Here is a 12426-nt window from a genome sequence, read left to right as displayed (position 1 = left end):
GGGGTGTCCTAACCCCCCCGCCCCCCACCCCCCCTGGGAATTTCTAGAACGGGTAGGCCGTCACCACCTTACCCCTCACGACGACCACTCGGACTCGCTTTTTCTTCGAAACCCTTCCCTTGAGATTCCTCTGCACTCCGACCTGGCGGTCGTACGTCTTCTCGTACGTGTGGCCCGCTCGGCCGAGGGTCGAGCGCGCCCGTGTGCCCGTGCGGATGGTGTCGGCGATGAGTCCGCGGACCTCCGCGCGATCACCGATGAACTTGCTGCGGAGCTTCTGGGTCGCCTTCGATATGTGCCCGGTGTAGATGTGGTTCGCCCACACCCGTCGCGGGATGGGGCAGCTGGCGTTGTGGACGACGACATTGTTTACGCCGTCGGACACGGCGTAGGTGTGGACATCGCCGACGTTGAGGTTGAAGACGAGTTGCGAAGGCAGCTCCCCCTCGTCGACCACGGACGTGACGGTCGGACCGCTGCCGTCAGGCGAAAGCAGGCGGTCACCCGGCTTCAAGCCGATGGCGTCGACCCATCCCCGTCCGGCGACCCAGAACGGGTGGTAGGACGTCGCGCGGATGCCCGAGGTGGTGGGCTCCTGATCGGTCTTGATGTCGACCATGTGCTTGGTGGTGTTCGCGACCAGGACACCGAGCACCGGTTGGGCCGTCGTCGTGCCCGACTCCGGGTCGACGGCGGCAACGTAGTCGCCGACGTTCACCTGGGCGATCGGCACCTGGGTGCCGTCGGCCATCAGGACCAAGGTGTCCGGGTCGAAGGAGTTGCAGGTGGCCCTGCTCAGCATCCTGGAGGCGCCGGCCGCCCTACCGGCCTTCGCCGCCACCCTGGTCGTTCTGGCTGCTGCTGCGACGGACTTGACGACCGGGCCGGCCCCGACGGTCTGCGCGACAGCCGTGACGGCCATTTCCGCGGCCTTCTCCCAGTTGCCCGTGGCGGCGTAGGAGACTGCCGAAACGGTGGCGGCAACGGCACCGATGGGTCCGGGGATGTAGGACGCCACCTCGGCGACCTTGGCGACGACCTCGACCGTCTTCTTGAGCCACTTGGGCATGCCCCAGTTGCCGTCGAGGTCGGTGCAGTTGATCGGGTCGCCGGTGCAGTAGTCGTAGGCGCCGGCGTTGCCACCGGGTACCGGGTCGACCTGGAGGAAGCGGCCGAGGGCCGGGCTGTAGAGGCGGGCACCCATGAGGATGTCGCCGTCCAGGGCCTCCGCGGAGCGCTCCTTGCCGCCGAGCCAGCCGTAGCGGACGTTGGCCTGGCCGTCCTGGGGGATGCCGAACTCGTCGAAGTCCAGCACCGTGGGCTTGGTCAGTGCGGTATCCGTATTGACGACCACCGAGCCGAGCAGGTTGGTCAGCTGCAGCTGGACGTCACCGGTCTTGCTGGTGGTGGCGACCAGGCTGCCGTCCAGGCCCGAGACGTTGCGGGTCAGGGTGCCGAGCGTGGTGTCCTCGACCGTCCACCGGACCTGGTCGGAGTCGTCGCCGTAGTGGTTCAGCTTCGAGGTCGCGTTGGCCCAGGTGCCGTCGGCCTGCTTCTTGCTGGTGGTGAACGCGGTCAGACGGTGGGCGGCGTCGACGGCCCACTCCTGCTTGGTGTCCCCCTTCTCCTGGGCGGCGACGCGGTCGTTGGCCCAGTAGGTGTTGGTCGCGCCGGTGGCCGTCTTCACGGTGCGCCCGAAGGCGTCGTAGGTGAACCCGGCGTCGGTGAGCCGGTCGGCGCTGTCGTAGGTGTGGTTCTCCGCCGTGGCCCCGGCCGTGCTGCACTCGCCGGCCGCCCCGCGCGGGGAGGTCTGCTTGGAGAGGCGGTTGGAGTGGGCGTCGAAGGCGTACTGGCGGGTGACGCAGCCGGTGGCGACCGTGGTCTGCTCGGCCTTCACCAGCCGGCCGAGCCGGTCGTACTGGTAGGAGCGGGTGGCGGTGGAGCTGGTGTCCTTGGCCACCTGGCCCTGGGTGGAGATGTCGGTGGTCTGGGCCCAGATCACCGTGTTGTCGGAACTGCGGGCGTAGCTGCGGCTGGTGGCCTCTCCGACCGCGTTGAAGGTGTCCTTCCGGGTGATCCCGCCCGGGTACGTCTGCTCGACCAGCTGGCCGTCGGGGCCGTACTTGGCGGTGAACTCGCCCGCGACGCTGTCGTTGACCGAGGTGACCAGCCCGCGCGGCTCCTTGGCGCGGTCGTAGGTGTAGGTGGTGGATCCGGTCGGATCGCTCACCTTCACCGGCTTGCCGTAGCGGTCGAATTCCGTGGTGGTGGTGCCGCCGTCGGCGTCCGTGTAGGAGATCAGTCGGCCGAGGGAGTCCATGACCCGGGTGAGGGACTTGCCGCCGGCGGTGGTCTTCACCGCCTCGCCGGTTGCCGGGTCGTACTCGACGGTGACCTTGGGCAGTGGTCTGCCCTCGTCCGAGGTGATCTCGGTCGAGAGGACGCGGTCCAGTTCGTCGTAGGCGGTGACGGTCTTGCGGGACTTGCCCGCGTTGGTTTCGGTTGTCTCCTCCGGCGCGTTGAAGGGCGAGTAGCGGGTGATCCGCTTCACGGGGAGGGTGGCGGGCATCCGACTCGTGTCCGCGTCGGTGACCGCACCGCCCGGCGTCGTGACGCACGGGAGGCCCGCCCACTCGGGTCGACCGGAGCAGGCGTTGTCGTCCGGATTGGCACCGGCGGTGTAGAACACCGACTTGACGGTACCGGCGTCGGTGCCCGTGGAGCCCGGCTTGCGGGACTCCTGCGCCCGGCCCGAGGCGTCGTACTTGACGGTCGCGGTCAGCTTGGCACCGAGGGCGTCGGTGGTGACGGAGGTCGCCTTCCTCAGCTTCCACCCGGGTGTGCCGCCGACCGGCGCGTCGTAGCCGTGCTTGGTGACGCGCAGCTCCACGTCGTCGGCGTAGCCGTCGATCCGGGCGCCGTCGGTGGCGGTGGTGACCAGGTGATAGGCCTGGCCGTCGGGCTTCCCTTCGTCGTACGTGTTGGTGTTGTGGTCCCGCGCGACGACCGAAGTGCCGGCCGGGAGCGCGGGGTTGACGGTGGTCTTGGTCAGGGTGACGGTGTCCAGGCCCGTGTGGAACCGCTCGCCGCCGCTGGCCGTGTTGGTGCCGACGACGCCGACCTTCAGCTCGTGGTCGCCCCGCGCCAGCCTGACCGGCTTGCCGGCCGTGAACGGGGCCACCGCGGCGTTCGCGCTGTAGGTGTCGATCCGCTCGCTGACGTCATTGCCGTCGACCGCGAACTGGACGATGCCGTGGTCGTTGTTCTTGGTCAGCTGGCCGGAGAGGATGTATTCGCCCTCCTCGGGGACGCTGACCCGCATGCTGGCGAAGGCGCCCGCCGCCGTGCCGCGGATGCTCAGCTGGGCGCCCCCGGACCAGGTCAGACCGCAGCAGTCGCTGTCGACCTGGACCTTGGTGTTGGTACCCAGCTGCGGCAGCTTCTCCGCTTCCGAGGTCACGGAGACCGGGGCGGTCTGGCCCCTGACCTCCTCGGCGAGCGAGGCGCGGTAGGCCGGGCCCAGCGTGTCGAGGACGTCGATGCCGTCGGCCGAGTACGTCGTGCGGGAGTCCAGCAGACGGGCCCGCGAGGCGGAGTCCTTCGGCAGGTTCAGCTCGGCGGCGAACTTGTCGGCGTCGGGGTGCCTGTCGAGCGCGATCGAGCGGTTGGTCGCCGAGAGGGAGCGCACGACGTGGCCGTAGCGGTCGTACTCGGAGGTGCTGATGTCGCCGTCGGGAGTGACGGACGGAACGGCGGTGTTGACCTCGTTGCCGGAGGCGTTGAGGTAGTGGACGGTGGCCGGCTTGTAGCCGTCCGGGCCGGGCTTGGCAGCCGTGGCGGTGTTGACGGCGGGGACGTCCTCCGAGCCGAACACCGCGGTGGCGTCCGTCGGCACGTCGGTCTGCGCCCACTTGAGGGCCTCGTCCCCCGAGAGGTCGTACGGTCCACCCGCGCCGCGGGTCAGCGGCACCTCGTACACGAGGTTGGTCGCGTTCTCGCTGATGACCTGGTCCTTGGTACCCGGCGCAAGGGTGTTGCGCCGGACCTTCAGGAGACGGCCCGGGTCCTGGTCGGCCGCGGCCTTGCCGTAGTCGAGGTTCCACGGCTGCTCGCCGGCGGCACGGATCCGGGTGACCCGGCCGGCGTCGTCGTAGCCGTATTCGATCTTCAGTGGCGAGGCCAGGCGCGGATCCCACACCTGCACCAGGCGGCCGCGCTCGTCGTAGGCGTAGTGGGCGACCTCGACGGCCTCCTGCTTGGAGGTGGCCGGGTTCCAGGACCAGACCTTGACGCCCCGGACACGGTCCAGGTAGTCACCCGGGGCCGATGCCGTGGCCGTGGTGGCCTTGGCGTAGTCGTACTCCATCACCTCGCAGCCGCGCGGCAGCGGGTCGACGGTGCAGCCGTTGGCGTCGTCGACGCCGGGTTCGACGGCCGGGATGACGCGCTTGACCAGCGAGCGGCCGTCGGTGGTGTCGTACTGGTAGCGGGTGGTCGACGCGGCGTCGGGTCCCGTCTCGCTGACCACCTGGTAGATGCTGGATCCGGCCTGGCGGGCGAAGACGGTCTTGGAGCCGTCGAGCTCGGTCAGCTCGTAGGTGGTGCCGGCGGTCTGGACGTCCCAGATCTGGTTGGGGCCGGCCCAGCAGACCCAGATCGAGGCGCCCTTGTCGGCGTCCAGGCACTTGCCCGAGTGGCGGTTCATCACCGTGTTGTCGGGGCGGACCTCCCACTGCTGGTTGTCGCCGCCGTTGCAGCCCCACAGGGTGAGCGGGGTGGCGTTGTCGACCTGACCCCACGGGTTGTCCAGGCAGTAGCCGAGCAGCCGGAGGGTGAGATCGTCGCCCCGGGTCCACTGCTGGTTCGCGGCGCCGGTGCAGGGGGCGGGCTGAAGCCGCGCGCCGTTGCCGGCGGCGCCGTTCGGTACCTCCAGGCACTGGCCGGAGGTGGACAGCACGATCGCGCCGGACTTGGCCGGGACGGCCTTGAGGCTCATGGCCTCGGCGCCGGGCTCGGGGAAGAACGTGCCGTCGTTGCCCTTGGCGAAGGTCAGCGAGGTGTCGTCGTTGCCCTTGATCTCGACCAGGTCGGACTGGGGGAAGGACAGCGAGCGGTAGTCGCCGCCGGTCCCGGCGTCGGGTCCGCCGGCCCACTGGGGGCCGAACGGGGCGACGATCTCCTTCAGCGACAGGTCGTCGAAGTAGACCTCCTTGCCGCTGCCGGCGGCGTTGCCGTTGTAGAGGCGGAACCAGGCCTCGGTGGCGTCGGCCGGGACGACCATGTCGACGGTCAGCTGCTGCCAGCCGTCGGTGAACGAGGCCTTCGGCGAGGCGGTCTCGCCGTAGCCGGCCGGGGTGCGGTACACGCCCACGAGGCGCAGGCCGCGGTTGGCCAGCGGGTTGTCCAGACCGGTGGCACCGGGGACGTAGATCCAGCCGGTGAGCCGGTAGGTGCGGCCGGGCTTCATGCCCTGGCCCATGGTGTACTCGGGGCCGAGCGCGGCGAAGGAGTCCCAGCCGGAGGCGGCCGGGGTGATCAGCAGCGAGTCGGTGGAGCTGTCGTGGCCGCGCGCCGTGGATCGGGCCAGGTTGGCCTGGCCCGGGGTGAAGCCCACCGTGTCGGTGCCGATCTGGCGCTGGTTGGCCGTCAGCCGCTCGCCCTGGGGCTGCCAGCCGCGGCCGAGGTCACGGGAGGAGGTGACGCGCTTGACCGACATGCCGAACTCGTCGGCGTCGGTGACGTCGGTGGAGTAGTCACCGGTGAGCAGGTTGACCGAGCCGGGGCCGATGTTGTCGCTCGCGGCGCCGTCGGCGTTGCGGTCGACCGTCATGGTGTTCCAGACGGTGGTGTAGCCGCTTCCGGAGCCGTCCTCGGGGAACAGCACGGCGCGCACCTGGACGACGCCGCCGACCTGGCCAAGGGTGTCCAGCACGTTCCAGTTGGCGTGCGGGCCGAGGTCCGCGAGGCGCGGCTTGTCCTCGGTGACCGGGGTGTTGTCGGCCTTGGTGAGGTTCGTGCGCGGGACGTTGTACTCCGTGGCGCCGGGGCCGCGGCGGTACTGGTAGACCACGCGCTTGAACTGGGTCTGCGCGTCGACGGAGAGCTTGACGCGCTTGGCGCTCTGGGTGCCGTTGACCGGGGAGCTGATGCCCGCCTGGCCGACCCGGAACACGTAGCTCGCCGGCGGCGACAGGTTGCCCGCGCGGTCCTTGGACTGCACCGACAGGACACGGCGGCCCTCGGTGGTGGGCGTGATCGAGGTGGTCAGCGAGCCGGTGGCGGCGACGGTCACCGGGGTGCCGCCGTCCAGGGTGTAGACGTAGGCCGCGGTGTCGTCGGTGCCCGGTGCGGGCGAGAAGGTGAACGAGCCCGGCTGGTTGGCCGTGCCGTGCCACAGGTCGTCGGACGGGTAGTCGGCCGAACTGACGAACGGCGTGCCGGGCTTGACGGTGTCGGCGACGACGTTGGTGCCCACCCAGCCGGAGCGGGACTTGCCGTCGTCGAGCATGGCCCAGATCGAGTACTGCACGCCCTCGTCGAGCCTGGCGATGCCGTAGTCGGAGGGGCGGACGGTCGCGATGGCGCCGTTCGGGGTGTCCCGGACGATGCTGCCTAGGAAGGTGCCGCCGCGCCACAGGTCCAGGTAGACCTTCAGTGGATCGCCGTCGGGGTCGGCCGCCTGCACCTGGAACCGCGGGTTCGCGTCCGAGGTGTAGCGCGGGTTGCCCTGCTGCGACGGCAGTACCTCGACCGTCCCCGGAGTGGCCGGGACGGTGTTGTAGGTGATCGAGACGAACGGCGGCCAGTAGCCCTCGGCGGAGCTGAACCGCTTCCAGGACAGGCTGCTGGACTCGTCGGCGGCCTTGAGGGCGAAGCCGTAGTCGTTGTACCCGAACCCGGCGAAGTACCGGATCATCTCGGTGACGTCGGCATTGGCCCAGAACGAGCCGTCCGGGGCGTAGCAGTCGTAGCTGTCACCGTCGTTCTTCACGTCCCACGTGTCGCTCGAGGTGGCCCACTTCTTCTCCATCGCGGGCTGATTGCTCCAGCGGGTCCACCCGGCGGCGCCGCGGGCGTTCCAGACCTCCCACTGCTTCGGGGTGCAGGAGGAGGAGTGGTAGTTGGCGAGGTGCAGCGTGGCGTTCAGGATCTGCTTGCCGTTGAACGGGCCGCCCGGGATGGTCAGGAACGACCGGGCCACGGTCTTGCCGTCGTAGCTGCCCAGCTTGAGGTCCGTCGACGCGGAGGCGTCGATGTTCTCGTTGGTCTGGACGTAGGTGTCGAAGGTCGTGCCGACGTCCACCACCGGGTCGATCGTGACCGGGAACTGGGTCTTCTCGTCCGTGAGGAAGGCCGCGTCCGGGGTGAACACCAACTCGGTGCCGGCGCCCTCGCCGCGCAGCTCCATCGTCACCGCGCCGCGGTTCAGGTGCTCCTGCGAGGCCGGGTCGACGGCGGCGTCCCACATCACGGGGGCCGGGATCCGGACCGTGGTCTTGCCGCTCGCCTTGTCGAGCAGCTGGATGGAACCATCCTGCTGCGGGGCGACGGTGAGGCCGGTGGTGTCGAGCGGGATCGTCACGGTGCCGGTCTGGGCGACGGCGGCGCGGTCCTTGACGACCAGGAACTGCTCGAAACCGGTCCGGGTGGCCTCCAGGACGAGGTCCACGCCGGGCCGGGCGTCGACGTAGGTCGCCTTGTTGCCCTCCAGCTTGGGCTTGGGCAGCTTGCCCAGCCAACCGAACGTGACCTGCTGCTCACCGGAGCCGAGCTTGACCAGGTCGCGCTCGGCGGGCTTGACGTCGGCGGGCTTGTCGTCAGCGGGCTTGTCGCCAGCGGGCTTCGGGGCGGTGGCCGGGTCCGCTGCGGCGCGGGCGCCGTTGCGGGAGGCCCGGGTCGGCTCGGCGGAGGCGGAGCCCGACGCGGAAGCCGACGGGGAACCCGACGCGGAGGCCGAACCGGAGGCAGAACCGGACGCCGACGGGGCAGCCGACGGCGAGGCGGTCGGCGGAGCGGAGCTGCTCGCTGACGGCGTGGCAGCGGGCGTCGTCGGCGCCGCGCTGGGAGGCGCGGTCGGAGCAGCGCCCGGAGCAGCGCTCGCCGCAGCGGCGCTCGGCAGGCTGTCGCCCACGGTCACCCCGGCGTCGCCGCCCTCGAAGACCACTCCGCCCGGGTGCGCCTTCGGCGCGACCTTGCCGTCCGGCGTCTGCACCAGGGTGGTGTCGACGGGCACCCAGGCCTCGCCGACCTTCATCCGGATCGGCCCGGTGGACCGGTCGGAGGTCAGGGTGCCGTCGGGGTTCGCCCACAGGGTGGTGAACTCCGTCCGGGCACCGGTGACTTCGATGCGCCGCTTCTGCAGTCGGGCGGTCAGCAGGGCCGACGCCTCGTCCGGCGCCTCGGTGGCCGGGGCGACCGGGGGTGCGGGTGGTGTGGGCGCGGCGATGGCGGGGGGCGCCGTGAGCGCGTCCACCGCTACGCCGGTCTGCACCAGCAGACCGAGTGTCAGGAGCGCGGCTATTCGCCGCGCCCTGCGCGTGGAGAAGGCCCCGTCCGTGGAACCGGACGAGGCCTGAGACCGTCGTGACATCAAGACTCTCTCAAGAGATTGCCATTGTTGGTAAAGGCTTGTTTGGAGCCGAATGCCAATCTCTCACCCCCGAGAGAGGGCCCATGACCAGCCGGGATGAAGATTTTGTAACGGATTACCTCCGCACGGTGTTGATTGGTAGCGATTTGCCTGGAAAGTGAGAGATTTTCTGACCTGCTGTCAGGCATTTCGAGGCAGAGCCGCGATTGTTCTTTGCCGGTATTTTTCTCGGGCATTGCCGGTGGCGGGCACGCGTACCCGCAGGAGGGACGACCGGCCGTCACCACGGCCACGGTGGGGTCACGACGACTTCCGTACTACGGCAGCGGGAAGCGCCGGGTGAAGGCTGACGTATCAACGGCGAGCAGGCCGTCGAACGGCTGGTTGAGCCGCTGGACGAGCAGCACGGTGAACGTGATCAGCGCCGCCAGCCCATGACCGTGACCACGTGGGTGAAGCTTCGCCTGATGCCGAAGAAGGACATGAACCCGACGGCAGCTTCCCGCCCGCCCGCCGGGCCTGCCGCCCGCACACTGCGACCGCCTCATCGACCACGTCGCGCGGCACCGATCACCCGGGCGTAACCACCGCTGCACGTCAGACAGTAGACACCCCGCGCTGTTCGTTCACCGAAAAGCTCCTCAGAGGTAGCGGTGAACAACGAGTGGTCCCCGGCAAGTCCCCTAGCCCCACCTCTCCCAACTCGCCCATTCCGCCGCGATGACTCATCCATGCCCCCACCTCTTGGCGCCCGCACGTTCGCGGTTAGAGCGGCCAGTCGGCCACTCCAATGAACGATCGCCACTCGCATTCCGGGGTCCAGCTCGCCTCCGCACCGGGAGTGCAAGCCGAGCCTGCCCCACAGAGCGACCGCCAACCCTGGCCGGCCCATTGCGATCACTGACGTCCGTTACCCGTTGCGATCCTCGGCCACCTCGAAGGGCAACCGCCACCGCCGAGTCCTCCGCAGCGCTGGCCTCCCAGTCGGCGTTGCGATACTCGGTCGCGACGATGGGCAGCCTCTGCCCCTTCGGGGTATGGCGGCGGACCGACGTGCGCTCTGCGAAATTCTGCTCGCTGATCCCCGACGCCAAGCGTGTCCATGCGGTAGCATCGCTGCGCGCTGCGCACCTTCCCGGAGGGTACGAGGCCCAGGTTCCGTCTGCCCTCAACAGGCCGCGATTGATGAATGGTTGTGCCCGTCAGTTGGTCAACGTCTGACGTGAGCGTGGTTGCCCGGTAGGGTGCCCCCTGCCATTCCGACATCACTACCTGGGGATGGCCGCATGACTTCGATCGAGTACAAGCCTGCGCGTCGTGGACGGATCCGCGAGATCCTCACCGACATCGCCGTCGGAGTCGCCTCCAACGTCCTGGTGGCGACGCTGACCTCGGTGGCGCACCTGCTCTTCTGACGCAGGTCAGTGGCGGGCCCGGCGAGCCCGCCACTTCCACGTTTCCACACCTTCCGTCAAAACAACCGAAGGTCGTTCTTGGGCTTTTTCCGTCCCCGCTTCGGACGGGCGTGATGCCATGGCAAGCTCTCCCGGGTCGGCCGCAATCCGTGGATCTCGGTCTCCCCGACAAGGCCCTTGAGGTAAGCCCGGGTCTCGTCGTCCGTGGAATAGAGCACTGTCGCCCGGCTGGCCCGGGTCATCAGCACGTGGTAGGCGTGCCGAATCAGGCGGGCGAACTCCTCGTCACCGACGCTGCTCGCGCTGACCTTCGGATCAAGCGACCCTGGAACTTTCACCCGTCTCACGCCTTGCGCCGACTTCTCCGTCTCCTTGCCTCTCTGGAACATCCACTGGTCACCTCGGCGCACCATGTCATCGCCCATGATCACTCCGCACCAGTCCCACTCGAGGCCCTGCGCGGTGTACACACAGCCGATCTGGCCGATGCCGTTCTTGTGCATCGACCACCTGACACCGGGCGGGGCGCCGTCCGCGCAGAAGCTGTCGCTCTTCGCGTTCCACGGCTGGTGCCAGTCACCGATCCTGACATCCCGCTCTAGTCGCTTCTCCCGGCCCAGAGGCTCGGTCCAAGGCCAGCAGTAGCCGGCAACAATCCGCGCGGATGCCCCGGCGCTCTCCTCGCCGAGGATGATGTCGCTCAGCGCGTCCGGCGTGTCCACCACCTCGACATGCATCAAGCCGTCCGGCGTCCAGGGCTCAGGTTCGTCATCCGACATACCGAGCAGCGCGTGCACCCAGCGGACGTACGCGTCACTGCCACCGCATCGGAACTGCTCACGGAGCCCGTACCGCACCACCTTGGCTCCGCGCCGCTCAGCCGCCTGCTGGATCAGGTCGACCGTACCGACCTCCTTCGGACGAACGACCTGGCCTTCGTCGAGGAAGAACACCGTCAGCCTGGACGCATCGAGGAGTTCGTCCATCTGCGGCCGAGATCCCTGCTTCTCCGGCGGCCAGAACCGGTTCTCGGAGCGGTCACGGAGTCGGTGTGCCTCGTCACAGATCAGCACATCCAGCAGCGGGTCGGGCGTCGTGACGTAGTCGAAGAAGTAGGTGAAGGTCTCCTTGAACTCCCGGTCCCCGACGCCGACGTGCTCCTGCATCGCCGCGTTGAACGCCCTGCTCCCGCTGGCGTAATTGACGTTTCGGCCGACTGCCTCCAGCTCCGCCTTGATCTGCAGACCGATAGCACTCTTGCCGGTACCTGCGCCACCGGTCACCAGGAAAGCCACTCGTCGCTCGTCCGGAACCAGCGCAGGCTGCTCCGAGGAGGGCAGTACCTTGGCAGCTGTCTCCAGGATCTGATCGGCCACCTCCTTCTGACGCCCGCGCAGGGTGAAGACCGTGTCCGTGCCCCGGGACCACATCATCGCGTCGAGCAGCGGTGCGTTGCGCACACCGATGCCCTGCAGCAGCAACTCGGCCTCGGTGCCGCCGCCGTCGGCGGCAAAGTGTGCTTGCAGGTCGGTGACCAACTGGCGGCGACGATCACCGGTGTACACCCGTGCATAAACACCCGTCGGTGCGTCCACGTCGATCAGAGGACGGACCGAGTCCTCGGTGGCGTTGTGCAGGTATGCAAAACCGCCGCACTCAATGTCGACCGCGCCAAAGGGGCCCCGACTGCCCGTGAACGCCTGGTAGTACTCGCGCAGTTGCAGCGCAGGGTGCTTCTTGGGCCTCGCCAGGCCTGCCACGTAGATCTGGTCCGCAATGGCCCGCTCGACCCTCGTCACCGTCGACCAACGCTTCAGCTCCACCAGTTGGACGGACGGCCGATTCTCGCGCGGATGGCGACCCACCAGAACGACGTCCACGAGCCTGGGACTGCTCCCCTTGATGTCCTCGTCGACGGTCGCGGCACACTCGACGACCATCTGCACATTGCCACGATCAGCGGCGACCAAGTCGTTCGCCAGACATATCAGGCTCTCCGCCCACGCGACACGCTCCGTCTCCGAAGCCTCGTGCTCCCGGAACTTTCGCCACCGTTCGGCAAGATGCGGCACCATCCGGCGCCGCGAGTTCAGAGTGAGCAGATCCTGCGCCGACAACTTCAGCAGGAGCATGGGCACGAAGGGACTCCCCCCAGACCAGACCACGAGTGATTCGTGCGGGTTGGGGGCATGTCCTCAGCAGGAAGCCTGTCGGGCCGCAAACAGTACCGGCGATCCTATGTGCAGAAGCTGCCGTCAGTGCACAATGTTCAGCAGTTATACGTACATCAAGAGATCATTCTCATCCCGGGCGAAGGTCCAGCCGCGCGGGACCTCCGGTCGCATGGCGGATGAGGGGGCGTCCTCCCCGGGTAAGCGGGAGCTGCTTCGATCGCAGGGCGGATGTGGGCATCGCCGACGC

The 12426-nt window shown here is 68.7% G+C and carries 3 protein-coding genes; 1 reads left to right on the top strand and 2 read right to left on the bottom strand.

The window, feature by feature from the left end; all coding sequences use genetic code 11:
* Positions 1 to 43: 43 nt before the first annotated feature.
* On the bottom strand, positions 44 to 8491 hold the full coding sequence (locus tag ABT247_RS25955; protein WP_350746574.1) for a ricin-type beta-trefoil lectin domain protein: 8448 nt from the start codon (positions 8489 to 8491) through the stop codon (positions 44 to 46).
* A 1385-nt stretch (positions 8492 to 9876) separates the two neighbouring features.
* On the opposite strand from ABT247_RS25955, the gene ABT247_RS25950 reads away from it, so the two are divergent.
* Positions 9877 to 10005 carry a DUF6408 family protein gene (locus ABT247_RS25950; protein ID WP_350746571.1) on the top strand — a complete coding sequence of 43 codons (129 nt, stop codon included), beginning with the start codon at positions 9877 to 9879 and terminating at the stop codon, positions 10003 to 10005.
* Between the two features lie 56 nt (positions 10006 to 10061).
* On the opposite strand, the gene ABT247_RS25945 is transcribed toward ABT247_RS25950, so the two are convergent.
* Positions 10062 to 12137: a DUF2075 domain-containing protein gene (locus tag ABT247_RS25945; RefSeq protein WP_350746568.1), complete on the bottom strand. Its 2076-nt coding sequence runs from the start codon at positions 12135 to 12137 to the stop codon at positions 10062 to 10064.
* Between the last annotated feature and the right edge of the window lie 289 nt (positions 12138 to 12426).

Origin of the sequence: Kitasatospora sp. NPDC001539 (genome assembly GCF_040298565.1) — a bacterium.
Lineage (GTDB): Bacteria > Actinomycetota > Actinomycetes > Streptomycetales > Streptomycetaceae > Kitasatospora.
The sequence above is the reverse complement of the archived record's forward strand: the minus strand, read 5'-3'. Positions and strand labels throughout refer to the sequence as shown.